Source organism: Nostoc sp. CHAB 5715 (genome assembly GCF_020829685.1).
Lineage (GTDB): Bacteria > Cyanobacteriota > Cyanobacteriia > Cyanobacteriales > Nostocaceae > Nostoc.
The window spans coordinates 1-21,631 of the sequence record NZ_JAIVFR010000007.1 but is presented as its reverse complement, the minus strand read 5'-3'; the positions used below and the strand labels follow the sequence as shown (position 1 = coordinate 21,631).

The following is a 21,631-nucleotide window of genomic DNA, read 5'->3' as shown; positions in this document are numbered from 1 at the left end:
GACCTAATCAATTCTGGGCGAGTTCCGGTGGTGCGGTTGACCCAGGTATTTCGCCAAGCTCAAACAAGTGCAATTATCACTGCTGCTCATCAGATTAACTGAGGGCAGTATCCCACGATTGAACCGATTTCTGACACACCTCAATCTGATTGTCTGTGGCACGGCGGCGGTCATCAGCCTGAACATGGAGTACAAGCAATCTGCGAGTTGATTACAGACTTGCTCCCTGGCTTAGGTTTTAATCCTGCCACTGATGTCCAAGTGCTTTGCCCGATGACACAGGGAGTAGTCGGGACTCGCAATCTTAATACCGTGTTGCAGCAGTTGATTAATCCACCCGCCCCCGACAAGGTTGAGATTAACAGAGGTGGGAATTTGTTACGCGAGGGTGATCGGATTATCCAGTTAACCAACGACTACAACCGTGAAGTCTTCAACGGTGACTTGGGAATTATCAAGAGCATTGATACTCTTGAACAAGAAGTAATTGTGCAGTATGGAGAGCGTACTGTAATTTACGACTATGCTGATCTCAACGAAATTACTTTAGCCTGAAGCGTGACTATTCATAAAAGCCAGGGGTCAGAATATCCAGTGGTAATTCTGCCAATCTATATGCAGCACTATATGATGTTGACCCGAAACCTGTTTTACACTGGTATAACTCGTGCCAAGAAGTTAGCACTCGTGGTTGGAGCTAAAAAAGCGATATCTCTAACGGTGCGCTCTACCGATGACCAAAAGCGCTACACACGGTTACAGCAGAGGTTACTTCAGGCAGGGCTGCATTGGTGAGATGTAATCTATTGGTGATGAATTTTGACTATTAAAAATAAAAAAGTTTATCGAATTATTTGATTTATACTTTTAAATCCCCCGGTTAAAAAAAGTATTGAGTTTATATGTCCAGCCTCAGTTCAGACATGGTTCGCATCTATTTGCAGGAAATTGGTCAGTATCCTTTATTGAAGCCAGACGAAGAAATTGCTTATGCAAGACTTGTACAACAAATGATTGCCATTGAGCAATCTAAAAATGAACTCACTCAACAGCTAGACCGTGAACCAACTTTGAGGGAATTAGCCAATGCTGTTGAAAAAACCGAAGCACAAGTCCGAGCAGCACTACACCTTGGTCAAAAAGCTAAACAAAAAATGGTGACAGCTAACCTCCGACTGGTAGTTTCTGTTGCCAAGAAATACCAGAACCGCAATTTGGAATTCTTAGACTTGATCCAAGAAGGAGCAATCGGTTTACAAAAGGGTATAGAAAAATTTGATCCCAATCGGGGCTATAAGCTATCGACCTACGCTTACTGGTGGATTCGTCAGGAAATCACACGCGCTATAGCAGAACAATCCCGCACTATTAGATTACCTGTTCATCTCACTGAAATACTTAATAAAATTAAAAAAGTGCAGCGAGAAAGCTTTCAAAAACTCGGTCGTCATGCCACTGCTGAAGAAATCGCAAAATCATTAAACCTCAGCACAGATAAGCTTCGAGAATATCTCACTGCCTCTCGTACAGCCATTTCTTTAAATAAACAAGTGGGAGAAGAGAAAGAGACAGAATTGGGCGAAATTTTAGCAGACGTTGGTGTTTCACCAGAAAAACTCCTCACCCAAGAACTTTTATCCCAAGACGTGGCTAAATTCTTAGCACCACTGACACCTATTCAACGTCAAGTGTTGACTTTAAGTTTTGGACTGGAGAATGATCAGCATTTCAATCTCGCTCAGATTGGCCAACAGTTAAACCTCAGTCGAGAGCGCATTCGTCAAATCCAGGTCAAAGCTATAAGTATTCTCCGCCATCATCAAAATGACATTCAAGAGTATTTATTTGATTAAGTAGAATTACTTCAATTAGATGATGCACGGATCTTGCAGAACTAATGTGAAAAACTATATTTTAGAAGTAAGACCACAATAGGTAATCAATGCCCAGCAAAACAATCGATGTCCGAGAGTACACCGTTAGAGCGCACAAGCGGGAAATTCATACTCGCGTTTTCAACTTTGTGTGTAAGCAGTGCGAACAACCCACACAACGAGAAACCTTTGGTGTCCGACCGCTCTACTGTGAAACATGCCGTCCTCCTCAACCTCCCAAGCAATCGAAAGTAGTCCCTATAGGCAAGAGGAAACCCAGAGCGATGAACTACAAGAGTGGCAAAGGTATTGTAGATTAGACATATTATTTGCTCCGATTCCACGCAGGCGCTCCAATTGGTTACATTTTTCCCTATTTAATACTGGAAATGCCAACAATACCTAGTCTACAGGCTTACCAGCTAAGAAAGTCGTTTCAGTGTTCTATTTTGATGCTTGGCGATCTAACCGCCATAAACGTTCATTTTGTTCAAAGGTAACGGCGATTACCTAAAAATATTGTTAGTACTTACGCCAAGTGATTGTCTAGCCATCTGTTTATATTCATCCAAGTCTGACTTCAGCGCAAATTCCGCGATGGCTATGGGATAAGAAGCAGCCAGTTCAATCACTTGTTCTGCCATCTTCGACCAAATACGTCCACCTGCCTCGGCGTATGCTGATATCAGCTTATTCAGAGCGTCTTCACCAAAAGTGCGGTAATGGGCGACAAAATCACGGGCTGGGTCAGTGACGGCTGCCTCAGTCCAGTCAATGAAGCCAGTTACTTGTACTTGGGCATCAATCAAAATATGCCCAGCGTGTAAATCACCATGAGTTAACACTGTTTCTTTCGTCCAAACCTCATCCTTTTGGAGCCAAGATTGCCAACGGTTCCACAACTCTTCACCAACACCAAACTCATTCTTCACTGCATCCATCTTCTGTTTCATCGCCGCACGTGCTTCTTCAGCGGTTTCAATGGGAAGACCAATTGCGCGTGCTTCCTCAATGCTAACTTGATGAAGAGAGGCAATCCCCTTAGCTAGCGATTTATGAAACTGATCAGGTGGATTTGCTGGATCAATTTCCCACACATAAGCTTTTGCTTCTGAGTCAATTGTGCCTGTTGGCACACCGTTTAATGCCCGGTAAGCAATGAGTTCATCTGTGCAAATAGTCCATTGTGGCACTTCCACATTGAGAAGAGGGGCAATCAGTTCCAGCGTGCGTTTTTCCTTATCCACCGACGGTAGAACATCCTCCCGCCGAGGAAGACGCAAAATCCAGCGTTCTCCATCAGTGTCCCTTGCTAACACAACTTGAAAATCAAGACCCGATTCATTAAATTGCAGTGAGTCTTCTTGGATAGTCAAATTATGCTTGTGGGCTAGTTCAAGCACTTCCTGCTTTGATTTTGTCTTTTTAATCATGTCTTCTTACCACTACGCATCAAGAATGCTGAATACTGCTGCACAACAACTGTTTAAAAGGAAACTTTCTGCCTACGCTAGCATAAGAACGTCCTCTTTTGAGTCGGTTATCATCAGTAAAAGCTTCTAGTGCTTGAATAAAGCGATCGCCCCACCAAGTCCGACTGAATCTTGCCATATTATTTACTCCAAAATAGCGACTCAGAAGAGAACGAACACACAATTGTTTTTTCAAGGGCAAGGCAATAGAGATTATTTGCTCCAAACTGGGAAACTGCACATTCGAGCTATAGAAGATTTATGCTTTTTTCAAGGTAAAAAAACTATAACGACAAGTAACATCTAAAAAGAAATTACTTTACGATCTCGTAAAAACTTGCCGCTTACATTGCGTGGAGCATCAGTAGCCAGCCAAATTGCAGTGTCGGCTCCTTGTTCTGGTGTGCGCGGTGCTGATGAACCACCCATATCTGTTCTGACCCACCCCGGACAAATGGAATTGACAACAATCCCAAAAGATTGTAGAGCTTGTGCCAGCATAATTGTTGCGCCATTTAATGCCAGCTTTGATAGGCAGTAACTTGGGACATCGTAAGACAAGTCTTCTAATGCTCCATATCCGCTTGAAACGTTAACAACTCTGGCATCGGGGGATTTTTCCAACAGGGGTAAAAATGCCTGTACCATCCGAATTGCGCCAAAGGCATTGGTATTCATTGTGGAATCAAGTAACTCACGGTCAATGGTAAGAATATTTACATGATTGTCTGGATAGACGCCAGCATTATTGATCAAAACGTCTAACCGATCAATCTTTTGGTGCAGGGTTTTTACTGCTTCATTGATAGAGCGATCATTAGTGACATCTAATTCGACAGGGATTACCTTTGGTTGAAGCTTCTGGGCCGCAAGTTTTGCGTTATCAAGCGAATGCGAAGTAATAATTATCGAATAGCCTTTTGCTAGTAGACCTTGAGCGATGGCAAACCCAATCCCTCGGTTCCCACCTGTGACTAATGCCCATTTGTCTTGTGTGGATTCCATGTTATGTTCTCACTCGGCGCGATAAATGGAGGCGAGCGCGATTGTTACATCTGATTGTGCGTTTGAGGTCATAGCTGACGCCGGAAAAAATTTTACCAGAGGTGTCGATTTCAAATTGCCGTTCGACTTACTCACGAAAGGAAAGAATACAGGTATTGCTCGATTGTATCTAAATGATAAAAAAATTTTTGGCAAAGGTGTCGATTTGAGCAATTGTCGTTCGACTTGATTACAAAGGGAAACAACAGAGGCAATTCAATGAAATATGTACTGCTGATTTACCTGGAAGAAAATGCCATGAGCCAAACCTTCTGGTCTGTCGGCTTTGGCATGTTGGTCGATCAATTCGGTATTTCCCCTCAATCAGTTGAGCCATAATAGTATTTATGTACTACTAAAGTCTTGATTTTTCATCATTTTACGCGGTTCCTAGCCCTTTGGGGCGGCTTCGCCTACAGAGTTGGGCTTCGCGCTAATTACATTCCTCAATGATTCATCAAAAGGAGCTAAAGCAATGGAGACAATCAAAACACAACAGGAGCCAACAATGAATACTGAGCCACAAAAGGAACATCAGTGGCTACAGAAACTCGTCGGTGAGTGGACTTATGAAACAGAGGCAATGATGAGTCCAGATCAACCGCCTGAAAGAGCAACAGGAACGGAAAGTGTGCGATCAATTGGTGGATTTTGGGTTGTAGGTGAAGGACAGGGCGAAATGCCCTGCGGTGGTGCGGCAACAATGATAATAACGCTGGGATATGACCCGCAGAAGCAACGCTATGTAGGCACCTGGGTTGGGTCAATGATGACTTATCTATGGTTGTACGAGGGTGAATTGGACGCGGCTGAAAACATGCTAACGCTTAATTCTGACGGTCCCTCAATGACGGGCGATGAGAAGATGGCAAGTTACAGAGATGTAATCGAGTTCAAGAGTGATAATCATCGAGTGATGACATCCTATGTGCTGGGTGATGATGGGCAGTGGCATCAGTTTATGACTGTAAACTCTCGACGGAAGCAGTAACAGAATGCTAGGGGAGATCCAAGAAATAAAATGCTATGAGCCGTCGCTTTCGCCTTGAAGGCGAAAGCGCCTCAATACCTCGGTTTTGCCAAAAATATTATTGATACGGTTCAGCAGCGCGCAGAAAGGGGGTTTCCCTCATGAGCGACTGCACGCCTGCCCGCAGGGGCTGGGCATTTTATTACTGGTAAGGACCTAAGTGGGAGCTTGACATTTTTCAATAGTACATTTAACCTAGTAGTTAATTAACCATTAGGTTAAACAAAAATGTCTAACGAGCAACTGAGCCTTACCTTCGCTGCCCTAGCCGATCCTACACGGCGTGCAATTCTGGTTCACCTCGCCAAGGGTGAGGCATCGGTGAGTGAGTTAGCCAAGCCTTTTAAGATGAGTCTTCCTGCAATCTCCAAACATCTCAAGGTACTAGAGCGTGCCGGACTGATTGTGCGGGGTCGCGAAGCTCAATGGCGACCATGCCAGATTCAAGCACAGCCGCTCAAAGAAGCGGCGGATTGGATTGAGCAATATCGCCAATTATGGGAACAGAGGCTCTCTAGGCTTGATGATTACCTGCAAGAATTACAAACCCAGGAGGAACAAGATGAGTAACAAAAATGATTCCATTGATGCTCAATCCCAACGTGAGCTCGTCATTACTCGCATCTTGAAAGCGCCGCGCTCCCTTGTGTTCCAAGCATGGACTGACCCCAAACACATAACGCAGTGGTGGGGGCCAAAAGGTTTCACAACCCGTGTGATTGAGATGGATCTGCGTTTCGGTGGGAAATGGCGCTACGTGATGACTGGCCAAGACGGCAGGGAGTACCCGGCCAAAGGTGTTTTTCGCGAAATCGTACCCTTTGAGAGGATTGTTACCAGTGATGAATTTGATGAAGGCTTTGAAAAAGTTGTAAATGCTGATTTACCAAAGGGAATGGTTGTAACAGCCATTTTCGAGGATTTAGATAGCAAAACTAAACTCACACTCCAGATTATGCATGAGTCTATTGAGGATCGGCGTAAGCATGAACAGATGGGTGTGATCGAAGGGTGGAACTCCACTTTTGACTGCCTAGATGAGTTTTTGGCGAAAGCTTGAGTTTCTCTTACTAGGCATGAAGTGCTTGTATGTTTATCTTCATCAAGCCGAGAAAAAGTTGATGCGATGGTTGCTCCCTGCACTTGCCGCCGATGGAGCAACCTACAATGAACCACAAGACCACAGTTTTATGTACGGACATGGGTTTGCTGACTTAAACCGTCATATTTGGGAAATTATTTACATGGAGCCAAGCGCAATAAAGCGAGGTTGAAAATGCGATGTTTGAGGAATTAACACAGTCAACTATTCTATAGCTTGAGTAATTTAAGCCATCCATTGCACCCAATCGGGCGCAGATATAACCAGGGGGAGCAACGCGATTTTGTGAGGTGCTAAAAATTAGGGGTATAAATGACCTGTTTAATAGTGCGATCGCAGCGAAATACCTGTTTTTATTGAGAATCTAGCTATGTAACTGAGAATTAAACAAAGACTTGTGCTTCAGGAAAGCGGCGAGAAAAAGGGCCAACGAAGACTTTATGCTCCAGACCAGAACTGGTTGGCAGCATGATGTACTTAACTTCACCGTGCTTTGCTACCAATTCATTAACCAAGCGGGCACACTCAGTTGTTGGAGCAACGGGTGCATAGACCAGAAGACCTCCGGCAGCGAGTTTGACGACAGTCATACGAATCAGCACGATGGTGTAGAGAATGCCGTGAAGCTGCTCAAAAGTCCAGATAGTGTCAAAAACTATTTCCTTGCGAAGTGTCCGCCGCCTGCCGTAAGGGTAAAGTGGGACAGCAGGCCAGAATGGCCATGACCAATCTTTTGGGTGGCTCAAAGAATACATCCCTTGGTCTTGTAGTTCTACATTCGACTTAGATCCAGGTGATATCATCGTTGTTCCATTATTCAGGGTAATGACAGACTGCTTCAATATTATGTCCGTCTGGGTCAAGAACGAAGGAGTCACGAAAGCGAACTACTAATACTTCTTTTTGATTCATTGACCCTGCTGGATAAAGTTGTTTTGTATTCATTGGCGAACTTACACCACCACTTTCCCGAAGCACACCATAGACCTACACCCGCTATCCATTGTTAACCCAAACCTGCTACTGCCCCAGGTATGCGTTCCAGTAAGGCTCACCATCAGCAACGCCGACAGCCGAGCCTATTATGGAGACTAACCCACTGTAGAAGGAGCCAGCGCTGTCTAGCTCAAGGTGCATTTTCAGCTTCAGCCCCTTTCATCCTTGTAGAGGAAGACTTTCAAGCTCCTGAGAAGAGCAAAGAAGAAAAAGGATTTTCGGTACAAGCTCGGTATATTATGGGCGGTAGAACTTTTCCATACCTTAGTGGATACCCAAGAAGGCTATGAAACACGATAAGTTGAACTTACGATTGAGATGAAAATCACAAACCAATGCTCACCGAACCTCTAAAATCTGTTGCGATCCGAACACGATTACGAAACGCTGAAATTGCCTGGTTTGACGACCTTTGTGGGGGCGATACACAATATTTAGGTGTACTAGACGAAAAACGCCGGAGCAACTATGAGCACTGCCGAAACATCATGCTGACCGCCGAGCGAATGGGCTTTGGTAATATACTGCTGCCGACCTCATACCTGGTTGGGCAGGAAGTGATTCCGTTTGCCTCTGCTATGGGCCCGCAAACCGAGAGCATCAATATGCTGACGGCTTTGCGGACAGGCGAAATTTTCCCGACCATGTTGGCGCGTCATATCGCTACCCTGGATCATATTCTCAAAGGTCGATTGACTATCAATATTATTAATTCCAATCTGCCTGGTGTAATAGAAAATCCCGAACTGCGTTACAAACGATGCTGCGAAACTATTGAAATCCTTAAACAAGCCTGGACTAAGGAAAGTATTGATTTTGAAGGTGAAATCTATCAGGTCAAACTTAATACCACAGACCCAGTGAAGCCCTATCAGCAAAATGGCGGACCACTGCTATATTTTGGTGGCATTTCAGAGGGTTCAAAAGAAGTGTGTGCCAAATATTGCGATGTGTACCTGATGTGGCCGGAACCAGAAGAAAGCATTTACGCAACCATGCAGGACATGAGTTTTAGAGCAGCCAAATATGGTCGTCAGATTGACTTTGGTTTCCGTGTTCATGTTATTGTGCGCTCAACCCAAGAAGAAGCCCGTGCCTGGGCACAGAGTATGATGTCAAAATTTGATCCAGCTGGCTTCAACCTTAAAGAACGTACACAAGACCACAAATCTTTGGGTGTTCTACGCCAAGATGAGATCCGGGCAAAATCCACATCGGATTACTTAGAGCCTCTATTGTGGGGTGGTATTGGTCGGGCGCGATCTGGCTGTGGGGCAGCATTGGTTGGTACACCAGAGCAAATTCTTTGGAAGATAAATCGTTATATGGATATGGGAATCAGGGCGTTCATCTTGTCAGGTTATCCTCTGATTGAAGAGTGCGAACTGTTTGGAAATCATGTTTTGCCATACCTATCAACGGTCAAATTATCAATGGTTCAGGGACGTACACCTGCATCCGAGCCTGTGACTCCCTTGACCACGGCAGTACTGCGGTAGGGTAGATATGGCAGATATGACGAGATTATCCCAAACGCGATTTTGATTCGGGCTGGCACAGTAAAAATAAGTTTTCGGCAATTTTCAGAGCAGAGAGCAATTTTATTTTTGTAAACCTTTCGGAGCAAGTGATAACGGGTTTTTTTGCACACAATCAAGTACTTCAAACAATGTTGCCTCTGGTTTTAGACTTTTTCTTGCCAAGTTTCTACACCACTGTTTCGCTACAAGGTCAAGATTACAGGATTTCCACTCTTCTCTAGTAAGTTTTTCCGCGCTAGTATAAATAACCATGCAAACTTGATATTAAGTAGAAATTACCAAAAAAAGTATCTTTCTAAGTGAGTGAAATAAAGGAGAATGTTTTTTCTAGAGGATTACCTTGAGAAAAGATGAATATTTTCTTTTTTAGATTCATCACAAGTGTGGCAACAGTTCCATAACTAATATTATTTAACGGATTTTGCTCAGATCTACGACATATTGGTAATGCTCCTTGTTGGTTGAGCAGAATCGCTAACATTTCAGCTTCGTCTTGAGTACGAGAATTTAAAACTAAAGTTTTTGCTGTTGAAAGTCGAACTGCTGAACTTGCGGTTTCATCAGGATTTGGAATTGTTTCTAGTTCATGAGTGAGATATCCATTTGTATGCACCACAATATTGTTGACTTCTACCTCATCTTGGCTCAAATCAAACAGACTTGAGCCAGCTAGTTCTAAATTCTTATACTCTCCCGCCTCGTTGGCAATCAGAATGTTACTCATTGTTGCTCGCTCAGCTTTTGCGATCGCCTGATATGCTTCTTTAATGTCAGTGGAATCTAGTACTCTTCGCAGCAGAACATGCACAGGAATTCCGCCTGTATGTGCATCACACTTGAGAATGTTCAGGCAAACCCCAATACCTGATGTGTTGCAGCCAATTTTGACGAAACCCGGCTCTCCCATTGCGAGAAAACGATGACCATCTTCTCTAGTAATGTCAAATATGACTGCTAAATTTTCAAAATCTGCTACCCAGTCCCAATTTTGACCTAAAATTCCTTGTTTGAAGTAAACAGCGGTACATTCATTTGGCGCAGTCGAACGGAGTATTTCCGTCCGAGAAATTAGCATAGCTATTTCCCAGAGTTCTCGCCCTGAGTGTGATGCTATTGCTTTTAACTCAATAGCGTAAGGAAGTGAAAAATCTTGAATACGTTGAAAAAATGCTAAGGAAGTCGCTTTGAGTGCCGAGTCACTCCAGTCAGGAAAAAGTTTAAATCTGTAAACAGCGATCGCTTTTTCGATGCGCGAGCGTAGTAAACTTCCATGTGCTGCACCGATTGCTTCTGGCGAACCAGAAAGCCGAACTAATGGTAACTTTGCTTCTAGATGAGGCTTGTTATTCTCAACCAAAATCGGTGGTACCAGATGTAATTGTTCACCAGTTGGTAGCTCAAATAATTGGTTAGTTTTAGTAACAATATCTCTTTCCATACTCTTATTTTGGCATTCTGACCAAGCTAAATTACGCTGCGATCGCTACATTAGAAATATCTAGATCAAATCGATTGTTCACCCATATTGATCCGCAACTCCAACAAAACCATGAGTGCAAATGTCATTATTTCTGACAATCCCTTACTCGTAACTGCTGCACTTGCTCCACTGTTAAACCTGTTACCCGTATGATTACTTCAATAGCTAGACCCTCGCGCAGTAAGTTTAATGCAATCTCTTCTCTCGTTTTTTGAGCGCCTGACTGTTGCCAACTGGTTACAATCTCCATAATTTCCTCCTGTTCATCTAATCCCATTGTACTGATTGCCGCTTGAAACACCTGTTTCTCAGTATTGTCGAGCCTCAAATACGTATCAATAAACCCTGAAATCAATTGCATCCGTGCTGGGTCTAACTTTAACGTCGCCAGCAGCCGCAAACATTCTGCTTTCACCTGCGGACGTTCCTCACGGCGAATATTCATCTTCGACATTAATGCTGCTGCCACCGGATTTGACTGTGTTAAAAAATCTCGCTCCTTAAACGATTCAACTGAATTGCTGCAAACTGAAATTCCACCACCTTGAAGTCGCCAAATATGACCCGATAATTTTGAGGTTCGGCGCGTTTGGGTTCGTCAAACGAAAAAACTACAACTGGGTAAATCGCTAAATCATATTTTTCATGCAGACGTGCAAAATACTTAAACATCCGCAAGGCATTGGCTGTCTCAGTATAGGACTGATTTTCAACGTGAATTAAAAAACAAGTATCTTGCTGCTCGAAGCGGCATTGAGCCAGTAAATCAATTTCCTTCTTTTCGCCAGAAGTGACATCAGTAAAGACTTCTTGAGGTAAAAATTGGATAGAATCGCGGTCTATTTGGCTGACTACTTGAGGCAGGAATAAATCAAGAAACTCAACAAAAAACGTAGATAGTAATTCTTTGAAAAGACGATCGTGGTCAATCATGTTTTTTGTCTTTCCCTCGGATTATAATAATGATTATATAGAACTAGGCATGATTTTCGGCTATTAATTGAATCTACAGTAACAACTATGAAAATTTCCGAAATATCGACAGAAACTCTAGAAAAAATCAAGTCAGTTAGGTGGGATAGAATTATTGAGAAACATGAAGGCCCAGAAAGTTGGGAATCGGTTTTAAGATATGAAGAACCAGAATTTTTGTCAGTGGAAGAATGCTCAATATTATTACCTGTAGATAAATCACATCATCCTAATATTACTATAATACGTTGTATTTGGAGTGCGGATAAGAATTCTGTAACAGTTTTTCTATCAGATACTACCTATGAAGATGATCCATTCTTTTCCTGACTTTTCCCGTTAAGTCTGTCTCGCAAGCAGCCAACCCTCACACAGGTCATGCAATTTTAACCAACCCCTCCACAGTACTTGGATACCAATAGAAGTTTTATGTCGATGCTCAAGATAGCCTCCAAGACGAGCGATCGCTTCAACAGCCCAGCTAACAGTTAAGACTTTGGGTGGTTTAAGCGATTTTGCTGACAAAATGCGGAGTTGTAGGGGATTAAGAATTTCAATTGCTGGGGCTAAAGGTTGGGTACGATGTCGATAAGTCAATTGCAACAGTTCCACAGCAATTACACTCAAGAACCCGACTAAAGCTTTCATCCCATCAGCAGCAAGTCTGTATCGTTCTACCTGGCAACCTGATTTGAAAATTTTGTGATATTCTTCTACATGCCAACGGTAAGAATACCAACGTAAAATTGTAAAAGCCATCTCGATATCTGCGACAACTTCGGTTGTTAGCAACATCCACTCTACAGGCGTTTCGCCCTCTGGGCAATCAATTTCCGTCGCATAAACAGCATATACGAGTAGAGGGTCACGGTTATCAAAACGGTAGGGGGTACGGAGATTTACAGGACAAAATCGTACAGCCAGCTTTGCTTTCCGGGCAGAACGCTTACTAGTCTGAGGTAATTCGATTTCCTGTGACAGACTAATAGGTTGGTTTTCCAGTTTTGACCAGAGACGCTCACTATTAGAATCTAAACTGCGGTTATGAGCCGCGCGAACCAGAACTCCCGTGTGTTGAAGTTGACGAACTTGCTCGAAAACTTCTGTGATATCACCTTCTCGGTCGAAAGCATGAACCACTCGTGTGTGTTTACTTACAAGGTTTTCTACAGTGGTGAGTGCTTCTACCCACCTGTAAGATTCTTTTTGTTCAAAGGGACGGTTTCGGGCTTTCTTTCGGGCTGCTGCTTGTCGTTTTTTCTTCTGTGTCGGGGTTTCATCTTTTGGTGATTTTGGCTTTGGCTCTCGATTCCAGAGTTTTTGCCACAACAGACCTATGGATTGACCATTCATAGGTTCTATAGCTAAAGCGCTGTGTAAGATTAAACCGTTACCACCCTTACCTATTGGCCCATAACCTTCTTTTTTAGCCTCAATACTGCCATAATCAAAAAAAGTCGTGTCTCCGACACACAGTACTATGTCGCATTCTGCAACAGTTTCCGCCGTCATCTGACAGTGCGGTTGTATTAGCTTTGAAAATTCCACTTTTGGGTTAGCAAAAACTCATAAGCTCTCTTGAGTACGGTTCCACTGTTGAAGATTTCCGACAGTGCTTTGCCAAATCCAAGACTAAGAGCATAGCCAATTGACATCGCACGCTCATTCAATCGGCGATCGCCCAGTTCACAGGTTGCAAAATTTTTCTCCCACCAGTCCAACATTGTTTGTTACCTTTAGTACACCATTTTCATTACTCTACCGTATATGCGGGGCTGTTCCCTAAATCCTTTGTGAGTCTGCTTTTCGAGACTTAACGGGAAAAGTCAGGTTGTAAATTAGTATAAACTCCCTCCCAACCGAAGGTTTCGCTACCTCGATAACGAATTGTATGTGCGGCTAGTCCTAACGCCTGTCCTTCATAAAAGGGACACGCCCGCGTCAGAGAAATAAGTGCACAGTCGCAAGCTGTAGCTAAATTATAGATATTTAATAGTTCTTCTCGCTCAATTGATGTTGAGTTGTAGGATACTGCAACACGAGGGTCAATTACCCCAGGCGGGACTTCCAAATGTAAGTGTGTACCTGTACATTTTCCGGCGTGCAAAAATTTTGAAATGCCGACAGTCCGCGCTTGGATATGGTAATTAGGGTGATCTCGCATAACTGGCATAGTAGGCAAAGGATAGCTAGACAGAGGGTAAAGGCGTAAACCCATCTGTTGCGCTACAGAGATCGCCAATTTGAGATTCTTGAGGTAAACTTTAGCTAGTTCCTTGGCAGTGTCGGCAGGAGGTGTGTTAATTTCTACCATGCTTTTAACGAACTCTGCCACAAAGTAATTTGGGTTTAAACCTTGTGCTTGAGCAATGAATTGACAACTCTTTAAAAACTCATCGGCGCGATCGCTCAAGCTACCAGCTTCATCTACCAGAAAAAATTCTTGCTCCAGACCGATACGACGCTTGACTATCGCCATCTAGACCTCCACAAGGGTAATCTCGCCACAGTCTTAGTTTACTCAAAGTCCGGGACTTTGAGCGATTGGGAGCTATCCCTCAACAATCTAGACCTGAAGAAAGAAGAGAGGCTCTACTAATGGCGGTAACTTAACCCCAGATGTTGATTTTGAGCTTGATTCTAGGTCGAATTGGAATTTAGTAGTTGATTATTGAGAATCATAATTAAGTTTTTGCCGACCAATAGTCGGTAAATACCAATGCCGACCAACAAAATACTCAACATTGTAACGAGCGAATGATAATGTCAACTCCTTTATCAGCAATCATCATGGTTGCAGCTGCGGTATTGGCGGTGATTGACAGAGGAAACACGGAAGAATCAATGACACGGAGTCCTGATATACCGCGCACCCTAAGTTCTGTGTCCACTACGGAATCTCGATCAGTCCCCATCCTGCAAGTCCGGCAATAGTGGTGTGTTGTATCGGCTGTTTCTCTGATGTAAGTCTCCAAATCTGCACCGGTTTCTGGAGCAATTTGTTTTAACCGCCATTGGCTCAAGCCGAGTTGATTGCCAATGTCGATGCCTAACTGAAGTGCCGTTTTACACATCTGGATATCTCCAAGTGCCGTCAGATAACCTGGATCAATCATAGGAGTATCATTAGGATTGCTTGAGCGCAGGGTAACAGTTCCTCTACTCTTCAGGTGCATAATGTTTGGCCACAACCAAAAAGAACGTTCTGGGCCAGGGAAACCTTTGAGTGTTCCAACGCCTACTGAGGATTCTATATCAATAACTGAACTACTATTTTCTGTAGAAGCAAAGATGACAGCTGGGGCTAAACCATAGTCATAGAATGGCACATCTTTATTTTGGGGAATAGAAAATCCGACACTAACAAAAAGATCGTCATATAAATTTTGACCGACTTCTGGAACATTTGCAACTACAGAAATATCAAATTTTGCTAATTCGTTTTCGTCACCGATACCTGAGAGCATCAAGATTTTTGGACTTGCAATCGCACCTGCACTCAGAATAATTTCATTGTGTATATAAGCAAGGTGTTGTTGACGCTCTTTGACATATTCAACACCAATCGCTCTGGTATCCTCGAATAAGATTCGGGTTACAAAAGCCATTGGGTGTACGGTTACATTGTGATATTGTTCTGGCTGGAAAGTGCTGTATGTAGTTTCTCGAATCAGATTGAATACTCCCGTTACGTTAAATTGAAACAGAGCGTATCCATATTGACTTTCGCTGGTATTGTAGTTGGGATTATGAGGCAAGCCGTATTGTGCAGCAGCAGTAAACAAATCGTTGATGAACTCTGAAGCTTCCCCGGTCAAGACTTTCATGATCTGCTCTACGTTCTGAAAGTGTGGCAAAACATCATTCCATGACCAACCAGGTGCTACCTTGCCCCACGCATCAAAGTCAGAGCGGCTACCCCGCACGTAGACCATAGCATTATGCAGCGCACACCCACCTAAAACTTTTGCTTGCGCTAGCTTAATGACGCGATTGTTTAAATTTGGTTGTGGTACTGACTGATAACCCCACTCAATTTCTGGACATTTCTGCAAAACCTCAAACCAGTTGCTTGGTGTCCACATCTTTTCATTATCTGGAGTTCCTCCAGCTTCGAGTAGGAGAATACTTACACTCTCGTCACTTGCAGCGAGTTTTGAGGCCACTATGCTCCCAGCAGAACCCGCACCAATAACAATGTAGTCATAATGAGCGATTTTTGTCATTTTGCTCCCACTTTTGACTTAAAGTTTCAAGCAATGCTACCCCACTTATGGAAAATAGCCTATCCGTGAGAGGTTAAGATAATTGCACATTAAATGTTGCAGCCTGACAGACGAGAGCTCGTTTAACGTCATGATTAGCAAAATACGTTCGCCTCAGCGTCAGATAATAATGCATCCTCCGTTTGGGATACCAGCTGTCATCATTCTTATGTAGGATAGAAAACCAGCGTCCGCAATTCAATACTTTCTCTAGCTGGGGCATCTAATGGGCTTGTTGGGTCATCAAACCCAGTATGAGCAGGAAACCTCGCCCGTCCGTCAATGGCTGAGTCAAAGCACTTAAACAATAGTGCCTCCCAGGGTTGCATTTGGGGGAAGTAGAACCATTGATGTGTTGGGTTATAGGTTATTAAGTAGCTTTCACCAACATAATCGCGGTACACGAGGTCACTAGCTACTAGGTCTGTTGGTGCGATACTTTGAGCGTCGCACACTGCTAATGGTGACTCATAAACTGGGGCGATCGCTCGCCAAAAGTTAATCAAAGCAAACCTTTGCTGTAGCAATTGATCAATGTTATCTACCCCCCGTGCTGTCAACTCTTTGCGTGCGCGAGTATAGCCAGATTTGGCTGTAAAGTCGTTATGTACACGCTTGATCGGCTCACTGATCCCGATTTCACCGGATGAAGAGCGTTGAGCGTTACGGATAGTGTGATCGAATATTACCACCTTTTGGGCACCTGTTACCTCTTTCAAGAGTTGCTCGGCTTCAGGATAATAGACACGAAGAATCTCATCTTCGTCATAGAAATTGCGGACATTACTATGTTGTACAACTTGTCTAAAGCCTTCTCGATCTAAAGATATGTCTTGTGAAACGGCCCGTATGTTATGGACTGGCATCAAGTGTGTCTCGAACTTCCGGTTGGATGGTGGAATCCCTGGTGGCCGTTCATAGGCATAGATAACAGGTTTTTCTGCCATTGGCGTAAAGTAAGTAAGGAATGCCTCAACGTGCGGCAGGTCAAGTAAAAAACTACTGTCTAGGCTCATAAAGCATCCTTTTTCAATATAGTTAAATACTTAAATTTGAGTAATTATAAGCCGTGTGTCCTGTTTAAGTGAGCGGACTGGCCGTATTCTAACAGTGAATTCTGCTGTTTTGAATAGTTGGAATACCCCACTAATTGCTTAGTGCTAAACACTGACCAGCCAATCGCATACCACAGACCTACACCCGCTATTCATTGTTAACCCAAACCTGCCACTGGTTCAAATATGCGTTCTGTGTAAGGCTCACTGTCAGCAATCCCAACAGCCTCGCCAACTTGGGAGACTAGCTGTTGGTAGAACTTGCCAACGCTGTCCAGTCCTTGCCGCAGTTTCAGGCGTAACCCCTCCCATCCAAGGAGTTCAGGATCTTCCACTTGGGTAAATGTTTGGGGAATGTCAAAGGATTTCGTGTCAATAGCTTGTGTTTGTAACTCTATATTATTCCTGACTGACACCAACTCACTTTGAAATAATTCATCTCGATTTAACCACCGCTCAAAAATCAAATCACGCTGATCATCGGGTGAAACAAACCGATAAACGCACTCCCTGTTTTCCCTCGACCCCAACCGACCGACATAATCGAGTTTCAAATCAATCTTCGCAAGTAATTTCTGAGCGATCGCCACAGGAGTCAGTTTTTCCGAGATACTAACATTCAGGTAATTCTTGATAACGTGCCGATGCACAACAGCCAGTGTCTTAAATTCCTGCATCTTCTCATCACTTCCACGTAACTGAACGTCTGGTGTAAGAAACTGCAATAGATTCAGGTTTTCGATTCAGAAGGCAGAAGGCAGGAGGCAGAAGGCAGAAGGAACCCACGTTTAAAAACGTGGGATTGAAGCAAGGACGCTTTGTATCTTGCGCTACGCGTCTTGATACAATTCTTCTTTTAAACTGGGCTTTATACCCAGAACTAAAGTTTTTATTAATACTTCTTTACTTCTGCCCTCTGCCCTCTGCCCTCTGCCTTTCTTTGTAACAACACAGCAGGTAATAACTGCCCCTTGTTAAAATCTGGTTTCCAAATCGAATTTTCCCCAGCTTCTAATTGCGCTGCTGCCCGTTTCGCATCACGGTTTGTCAAAAACTCCCGCCCCAGCGTCAAATAGTAGTGCATCCGCAGTTGAGGATACCAGCCGTCGTCATCTTTCTCGACCAACTCAGGGGTTACGTCAATTTCGTAGCGACGAGACAATTCGGCCTTGCGCTGCTGATGGCGTTCGGTTTTCGTTTTGGCACGTTTGTCTTGCAGTTTCTTCAGTTCAGTTTGAGAAAGTTCAAGAGCCGTTGCGATCGCTTCACACTCAGCAGTATACAATTGCTCACTTGCCGCTTTAACCGACTCGATAACAGCCCCGCTTTCATCATCAGCATCGTCGGCATCGATAACGGTGTACCCATCCTCGACCAAACCCGCAAGCACAGATTCTCTATAGCGCCGCATCTCTACGTTAATCACAGAACCACGCTTGCCCCAAGTCTGCAATGACTCTGGCTGGAAGTTCTGGTCAACAAAGCTGTAATCGTCATTATCCGCCGCCGACAACAGCGCAATGTTCGCTTGTGTGGCAACGTGTTGGCTTCTCAACAATCCTCCGATGGATGTGGAGCCATTCCCTACAACCGACATCCCCCACTCTCTCACCCAAATGTGACGGTCAACAGTCTCCCGTAATCTCGCCAGCATCTGCCGCACAGAGTTAATCGGTTGCACTCCCTGAAAAATCCCCCAAACACAATCAAAATGTCCTCGAATGTCGATGCTGACCCCAGTTTCTAAACTTGAAGATGCAATAACTAAATCATACTGGGTAAGAATTTCGTTCAAGTGAGCGATACAACCGAAAGCTGCATGAGATGGATCAGCAACAGATTCGCTGTCAATTCGCAGAATCCGCAGGTGTGGGAATTTGCGACGAAACCGTTCCTCAAGTGCCTGGGTTCCCCATTTGGACTTTGCTTTCTGAGCAGAGCAGCATAGTAAATGATGCCCACCTTTAGAAATCGCTTTGTCGAGTGCAGCAATCAAATTCTTCGGGTTGTTGCCAGAATAGTTGTAACAGTTGCCAGCTACGTGGCGATAGTTGTTGACGATGACGAACGGGTTAACCCGATATTCTCCAGCGAGTGATAAAACATACTTCACATCAGTATCTGTCACATCAGCGCTTGATAGATAAATCTTTCCTTGACTACTGCCTAAAACATTCTGTACCAGTTGCTTGAGGTTTTTGAGAACAGATAAGTAGAACGGCGTGGAAAAACCAAACTATGTAAAGATAAATAAATACGGAGAATGTATCTATTGAGGTAAGTAAGATATGGGTGCTCGTATAAGGGTATTCTTAACTCGTGAACATGAAAAAACCCTGTTAAACCTAAGAACTGCGGATGTACCACAGAAAGTTAAAGACCGAGCAGAGGTCGTTAGGCTAAATGCACATGGCTGGTACGTCGAAAAAATAGCTGCCCATTTTAATTGGACTCCTCAAACAGTAAGAGAGGTTTTACATAAATGGCAAAAGCTTGGTCTAGAGAGCCTTTGGGAGTTGTCAGGTCGAGGGGGAAAATCGAAATATAAGGAAGAGGACATAGTTTTTCTGGAAGAATGTCTCAAAAAAGAACCACGTACATACAACAGTGTTCAATTAGCTCAAAAATTAGAAAGCGATCGCTCTATTAAATTAAGTCCCGACAGGTTAAGGCGGGTGCTTAAAAAAAGGGGGTCATTTGGAAGCGAGTCAGGAAGAGCCATAAAGGAAAACAAGACCCTGTAGTACGGGATCACAAGCAAGCAGACTTAGATATGTTGGAATTATTTGCTGCTACCGGAGAAATAGACCTCAAGTATTTGGATGAATCAGGGTTTTGTGCATGGAGTGAGCCAAGTTACAGCTATTACCAACGAGGTGAGCAAAAACGCTTAGAACAGACGAAGCGTCGGGGTCGAAGATTAAGCATTATTGGGTTTTTTCAACCTCTAATCAGTTTTGTTTACGGTTTGGTGATTGGGGGGGTTAATCGCAAGTCTTATATCCAGATGATGGAGCAAGAAGCCGGTGAAGCCGCTGAACTAGGACGTATAAGGGTAATCGTGCAAGACAATGGCCCAATACATCGATGCCAAGAAGTCCAACAGATGTGGTCAAAGTGGGAACACATGGGTTTATACATCTTCTTTCTGCCCAAATATTGTTCCGAAATGAACCCAATTGAATTGGAGTGGCAACACCTCAAAAAGGATGAACTAGCAGGACGAATGTTTGATGATGAGTTGGCTCTTGCTTACGCAGTAATTGATGGTGTTCAAGCTAGAGGAGAAAGAGGAAATTATAGGACACAACGTATTAAATTTAACTCTAACCGCTCTGGTTAAGTTTTTGTTACATACTTATAAATTTTCCCGCCGACTTACTTAGCCGATAGAGAGATAACAGCAATACTGAACAGGTAGGCGATCGCTTTTTTTCTTCGCTCATCCGTCTGGACAGACAAAATACCAAACGCAAAAAACAGGACCCAGGCCCAACAGCAAATATTTGTTCTGCCTGCCATCGACAGATTCATGCTTTATTCGATAATAAGCTGCTGTCCCTTCAACTCAACACTTTAGACAAGCTCAAAAATGAACCGCAAATGCAGAAATTTTTGGTTTGGGTAAGAAAGCAAGACCCAGGTAAGCGGGTATCAGTCCATCGCTAAAAAATAAGGTGGGATGGAGTAAGCGCGTTGCTCTCGGCGGATATGCCATCGCACGACTTGTACCCTAATATAGATGCACTCGTGAATTTAAAGTAGTAAGTAAGGGGGATATCAGTTATTGCAAACATTACTATGACTAACTCTCAACCTCCACTGCCACAACCCGAACTAGAAAGAGCAGGAATTACATTTGAGCAGTATGAAGAATTTACTCCAGAAAAGTTGGAACTCTGGGACGGATACCTGGGCTATGGTGGACAAAACCAACTTGGGTTTCATTTAGCTGTGTTGAGAAATATGGGACTACTCACAGCAGTTAACCACACACAATTGTCATTGTGGATAGAAGCCCTAGACCGTCATATTCGGGAAAAACTAGAAACCATCAGCGCTCAACCAGAAGTAGCCGAAACTATGCTAAATCGCCTGAATCGGGCAATGGAAGATTTGGCAGCAGTGGCAGAGTATTTAGAGGGATAGCAATACAAAAGGTATTTTGGCTTACTAGGCAGTAAGTATCTTGCACTGATGTGATATAAACGTTACACAGCAACTTGAATCAAGCTAGTATTCTCCTCAAGAATACCTATTTCATCTTGAGATAGTATTTTAGGTTGCATTTGTTGCAGGTCGCACAGCACGATTTTCACATCCTGAGTATTAAACTTATAGTACTCAGTTAAACTGCCGATGGGATAATTAAAGCCCTGATAGCGGTGTTTGAAATATAATTGGTAGAGTCGATGGGAGCTATTATGCTCCGCACCTCTCTTTTAATTAGAGTCGATGCTCCTGTTACCAGGAGACACCTCTCCTTCAGAACGCGGACGTGCAGCTTTGACTGCATCCGGCTCCTAGTCTGACACCTAATAAGTCGGGTCTATCCCGCTGTTCGGACTCTCACCCGACCATGAATGGTCTGATGTTGGTGACATTCTCGGTGCAGGACTTCCAAATTTAACGGTTTCCAATTATCATGGTTGCCGTCAATGTGGTGTAATTCCGCAATATCACCTGAAATGAACGATAGATTACAGTCTGTACATTTGTGATTCTGTTTCTTGAGAAGTCGTGCCGTTATACCATCGTAGTTAGCATTCTCGCGTTTAGACCAATAAACAAAGTCGCCAT

Annotated in this window: 24 protein-coding genes and 3 pseudogenes; 11 read left to right on the top strand and 16 right to left on the bottom strand. The window is 43.6% G+C overall.

Features of this window, described 5'->3' with window-relative positions; genetic code table 11:
* The 3 genes and pseudogenes from LC574_RS00995 to LC574_RS00985 form a co-directional block, all read left to right on the top strand.
* A pseudogene (locus LC574_RS00995) lies at window positions 1-795 on the top strand (ATP-binding domain-containing protein); the annotation flags it as partial.
* Between the two features lie 107 nt (window positions 796-902).
* A complete protein-coding gene (locus LC574_RS00990; protein WP_229451084.1) occupies window positions 903-1,853 on the top strand; it encodes an RpoD/SigA family RNA polymerase sigma factor in 951 nt (316 codons plus the stop codon).
* An 89-nt stretch (window positions 1,854-1,942) separates the two neighbouring features.
* A complete protein-coding gene (locus LC574_RS00985) occupies window positions 1,943-2,194 on the top strand; it encodes a hypothetical protein (RefSeq protein WP_229451083.1) in 252 nt (83 codons plus the stop codon).
* Window positions 2,195-2,380: 186 nt separating this feature from the next.
* Here the strand turns inward: LC574_RS00985 and LC574_RS00980 are convergent, their stop codons facing one another.
* From LC574_RS00980 to LC574_RS00970, 3 genes are all read right to left on the bottom strand, one after another.
* On the bottom strand, window positions 2,381-3,307 hold the full coding sequence (locus LC574_RS00980; protein ID WP_229451082.1) for a macrolide 2'-phosphotransferase: 927 nt from the start codon (window positions 3,305-3,307) through the stop codon (window positions 2,381-2,383).
* A gap of 19 nt (window positions 3,308-3,326) precedes the next feature.
* A complete protein-coding gene (locus LC574_RS00975; protein ID WP_229451085.1) occupies window positions 3,327-3,485 on the bottom strand; it encodes a hypothetical protein in 159 nt (52 codons plus the stop codon).
* A gap of 164 nt (window positions 3,486-3,649) precedes the next feature.
* Complete coding sequence (locus LC574_RS00970) at window positions 3,650-4,351, bottom strand: SDR family NAD(P)-dependent oxidoreductase (protein WP_229451081.1); 702 nt, start codon at window positions 4,349-4,351, stop codon at window positions 3,650-3,652.
* 514 nt (window positions 4,352-4,865) lie between these two features.
* Between LC574_RS00970 and LC574_RS00965 the strand changes: the two genes are divergently transcribed.
* From LC574_RS00965 to LC574_RS00950, 4 genes are all read left to right on the top strand, one after another.
* Window positions 4,866-5,381 carry a DUF1579 domain-containing protein gene (locus LC574_RS00965; protein ID WP_229451080.1) on the top strand — a complete coding sequence of 172 codons (516 nt, stop codon included), beginning with the start codon at window positions 4,866-4,868 and terminating at the stop codon, window positions 5,379-5,381.
* A gap of 267 nt (window positions 5,382-5,648) precedes the next feature.
* A complete protein-coding gene (locus LC574_RS00960) occupies window positions 5,649-5,990 on the top strand; it encodes a helix-turn-helix transcriptional regulator (protein ID WP_229451079.1) in 342 nt (113 codons plus the stop codon).
* On the top strand, window positions 5,983-6,480 hold the full coding sequence (locus LC574_RS00955; protein ID WP_229451078.1) for an SRPBCC domain-containing protein: 498 nt from the start codon (window positions 5,983-5,985) through the stop codon (window positions 6,478-6,480). The genes LC574_RS00960 and LC574_RS00955 overlap by 8 nt, the downstream gene beginning before the upstream one ends.
* Window positions 6,458-6,694 (top strand): VOC family protein, encoded by a 237-nt coding sequence (locus LC574_RS00950; RefSeq protein ID WP_229451077.1) that lies wholly within the window; start codon window positions 6,458-6,460, stop codon window positions 6,692-6,694. The genes LC574_RS00955 and LC574_RS00950 overlap by 23 nt, the downstream gene beginning before the upstream one ends.
* Before the next feature lie 214 nt (window positions 6,695-6,908).
* Here the strand turns inward: LC574_RS00950 and LC574_RS00945 are convergent.
* Both LC574_RS00945 and LC574_RS00940 read right to left on the bottom strand, forming a co-directional pair.
* Window positions 6,909-7,277, bottom strand: a pseudogene (locus LC574_RS00945) (DUF4336 domain-containing protein); the annotation flags it as partial.
* Window positions 7,278-7,335: 58 nt separating this feature from the next.
* On the bottom strand, window positions 7,336-7,500 hold the full coding sequence (locus LC574_RS00940; protein WP_229451076.1) for a hypothetical protein: 165 nt from the start codon (window positions 7,498-7,500) through the stop codon (window positions 7,336-7,338).
* 353 nt (window positions 7,501-7,853) lie between these two features.
* Here LC574_RS00940 and LC574_RS00935 point away from each other — a divergent pair, with 353 nt between their 5' ends.
* Window positions 7,854-9,017, top strand: a complete 1,164-nt coding sequence (locus LC574_RS00935; protein WP_229451075.1) for an LLM class flavin-dependent oxidoreductase — start codon at window positions 7,854-7,856, stop codon at window positions 9,015-9,017.
* Between the two features lie 337 nt (window positions 9,018-9,354).
* Here the strand turns inward: LC574_RS00935 and LC574_RS00930 are convergent, their stop codons facing one another.
* The 3 genes from LC574_RS00930 to LC574_RS00920 all read right to left on the bottom strand — a co-directional run bounded on the left by LC574_RS00930 (window position 9,355) and on the right by LC574_RS00920 (window position 11,472).
* Window positions 9,355-10,497, bottom strand: coding sequence for a C45 family peptidase (locus tag LC574_RS00930; protein ID WP_229451074.1), 1,143 nt, complete (start codon window positions 10,495-10,497; stop codon window positions 9,355-9,357).
* A 127-nt stretch (window positions 10,498-10,624) separates the two neighbouring features.
* Window positions 10,625-11,008 (bottom strand): hypothetical protein, encoded by a 384-nt coding sequence (locus LC574_RS00925; protein ID WP_229451073.1) that lies wholly within the window; start codon window positions 11,006-11,008, stop codon window positions 10,625-10,627.
* A 14-nt stretch (window positions 11,009-11,022) separates the two neighbouring features.
* Entirely contained in the window at window positions 11,023-11,472 is a 450-nt protein-coding gene (locus LC574_RS00920; RefSeq protein ID WP_229451072.1) for an Rpn family recombination-promoting nuclease/putative transposase, read from the bottom strand.
* 87 nt (window positions 11,473-11,559) lie between these two features.
* Here LC574_RS00920 and LC574_RS00915 point away from each other — a divergent pair, with 87 nt between their 5' ends.
* On the top strand, window positions 11,560-11,841 hold the full coding sequence (locus LC574_RS00915; protein WP_229451071.1) for a hypothetical protein: 282 nt from the start codon (window positions 11,560-11,562) through the stop codon (window positions 11,839-11,841).
* 9 nt (window positions 11,842-11,850) lie between these two features.
* On the opposite strand, the gene LC574_RS00910 is transcribed toward LC574_RS00915, so the two are convergent.
* From LC574_RS00910 to LC574_RS00880, 7 genes and pseudogenes are all read right to left on the bottom strand, one after another.
* Complete coding sequence (locus LC574_RS00910; protein WP_229451070.1) at window positions 11,851-13,023, bottom strand: IS4 family transposase; 1,173 nt, start codon at window positions 13,021-13,023, stop codon at window positions 11,851-11,853.
* A 17-nt stretch (window positions 13,024-13,040) separates the two neighbouring features.
* On the bottom strand, window positions 13,041-13,235 hold the full coding sequence (locus LC574_RS00905; RefSeq protein WP_229451069.1) for a transposase: 195 nt from the start codon (window positions 13,233-13,235) through the stop codon (window positions 13,041-13,043).
* Between the two features lie 89 nt (window positions 13,236-13,324).
* Window positions 13,325-13,990, bottom strand: coding sequence for a glutamate-cysteine ligase family protein (locus LC574_RS00900; RefSeq protein ID WP_229451068.1), 666 nt, complete (start codon window positions 13,988-13,990; stop codon window positions 13,325-13,327).
* Window positions 13,991-14,249: 259 nt separating this feature from the next.
* Window positions 14,250-15,737 (bottom strand): GMC family oxidoreductase, encoded by a 1,488-nt coding sequence (locus LC574_RS00895; RefSeq protein ID WP_229451067.1) that lies wholly within the window; start codon window positions 15,735-15,737, stop codon window positions 14,250-14,252.
* Window positions 15,738-15,943: 206 nt separating this feature from the next.
* Complete coding sequence (locus tag LC574_RS00890; RefSeq protein ID WP_229451066.1) at window positions 15,944-16,792, bottom strand: CmcJ/NvfI family oxidoreductase; 849 nt, start codon at window positions 16,790-16,792, stop codon at window positions 15,944-15,946.
* 197 nt (window positions 16,793-16,989) lie between these two features.
* A complete protein-coding gene (locus tag LC574_RS00885; protein WP_229451065.1) occupies window positions 16,990-17,556 on the bottom strand; it encodes a hypothetical protein in 567 nt (188 codons plus the stop codon).
* 167 nt (window positions 17,557-17,723) lie between these two features.
* Window positions 17,724-19,028: pseudogene (locus LC574_RS00880) on the bottom strand (plasmid replication protein, CyRepA1 family); the annotation flags it as partial.
* A gap of 91 nt (window positions 19,029-19,119) precedes the next feature.
* Here LC574_RS00880 and LC574_RS00875 point away from each other — a divergent pair.
* Window positions 19,120-20,174, top strand: a protein-coding gene (locus tag LC574_RS00875; protein WP_229451064.1) for an IS630 family transposase whose coding sequence is annotated in 2 segments (ribosomal slippage) — window positions 19,120-19,512 and window positions 19,515-20,174 — 1,053 coding nt in all. Because the reading frame shifts where the segments join, the coding sequence is not laid out codon by codon here.
* 458 nt (window positions 20,175-20,632) lie between these two features.
* Entirely contained in the window at window positions 20,633-20,980 is a 348-nt protein-coding gene (locus LC574_RS00870; RefSeq protein WP_229451063.1) for a hypothetical protein, read from the top strand.
* 400 nt (window positions 20,981-21,380) lie between these two features.
* Here LC574_RS00870 and LC574_RS00865 read toward each other — a convergent pair.
* Window positions 21,381-21,631 (bottom strand): HNH endonuclease (locus tag LC574_RS00865; RefSeq protein ID WP_368736659.1); only part of this gene is annotated, 251 nt, incomplete at its 5' end.

Coding starts and splice junctions, on each gene's coding strand:
- LC574_RS00950 (WP_229451077.1), top strand. CDS start 6,458: ATGAGTTTTTGGCGAAAGCTTGAGTTTCTCTTACTAGGCATGAAGTGC.
- LC574_RS00985 (WP_229451083.1), top strand. CDS start 1,943: ATGCCCAGCAAAACAATCGATGTCCGAGAGTACACCGTTAGAGCGCAC.
- LC574_RS00935 (WP_229451075.1), top strand. CDS start 7,854: ATGCTCACCGAACCTCTAAAATCTGTTGCGATCCGAACACGATTACGA.
- LC574_RS00975 (WP_229451085.1), bottom strand. CDS start 3,485: ATGGCAAGATTCAGTCGGACTTGGTGGGGCGATCGCTTTATTCAAGCA.
- LC574_RS00890 (WP_229451066.1), bottom strand. CDS start 16,792: ATGAGCCTAGACAGTAGTTTTTTACTTGACCTGCCGCACGTTGAGGCA.
- LC574_RS00915 (WP_229451071.1), top strand. CDS start 11,560: ATGAAAATTTCCGAAATATCGACAGAAACTCTAGAAAAAATCAAGTCA.
- LC574_RS00895 (WP_229451067.1), bottom strand. CDS start 15,737: ATGACAAAAATCGCTCATTATGACTACATTGTTATTGGTGCGGGTTCT.
- LC574_RS00905 (WP_229451069.1), bottom strand. CDS start 13,235: ATGTTGGACTGGTGGGAGAAAAATTTTGCAACCTGTGAACTGGGCGAT.
- LC574_RS00900 (WP_229451068.1), bottom strand. CDS start 13,990: ATGGCGATAGTCAAGCGTCGTATCGGTCTGGAGCAAGAATTTTTTCTG.
- LC574_RS00870 (WP_229451063.1), top strand. CDS start 20,633: ATGACTAACTCTCAACCTCCACTGCCACAACCCGAACTAGAAAGAGCA.
- LC574_RS00965 (WP_229451080.1), top strand. CDS start 4,866: ATGGAGACAATCAAAACACAACAGGAGCCAACAATGAATACTGAGCCA.
- LC574_RS00955 (WP_229451078.1), top strand. CDS start 5,983: ATGAGTAACAAAAATGATTCCATTGATGCTCAATCCCAACGTGAGCTC.
- LC574_RS00920 (WP_229451072.1), bottom strand. CDS start 11,472: ATGATTGACCACGATCGTCTTTTCAAAGAATTACTATCTACGTTTTTT.
- LC574_RS00970 (WP_229451081.1), bottom strand. CDS start 4,351: ATGGAATCCACACAAGACAAATGGGCATTAGTCACAGGTGGGAACCGA.
- LC574_RS00980 (WP_229451082.1), bottom strand. CDS start 3,307: ATGATTAAAAAGACAAAATCAAAGCAGGAAGTGCTTGAACTAGCCCAC.
- LC574_RS00990 (WP_229451084.1), top strand. CDS start 903: ATGTCCAGCCTCAGTTCAGACATGGTTCGCATCTATTTGCAGGAAATT.
- LC574_RS00960 (WP_229451079.1), top strand. CDS start 5,649: ATGTCTAACGAGCAACTGAGCCTTACCTTCGCTGCCCTAGCCGATCCT.
- LC574_RS00910 (WP_229451070.1), bottom strand. CDS start 13,023: ATGACGGCGGAAACTGTTGCAGAATGCGACATAGTACTGTGTGTCGGA.
- LC574_RS00930 (WP_229451074.1), bottom strand. CDS start 10,497: ATGGAAAGAGATATTGTTACTAAAACTAACCAATTATTTGAGCTACCA.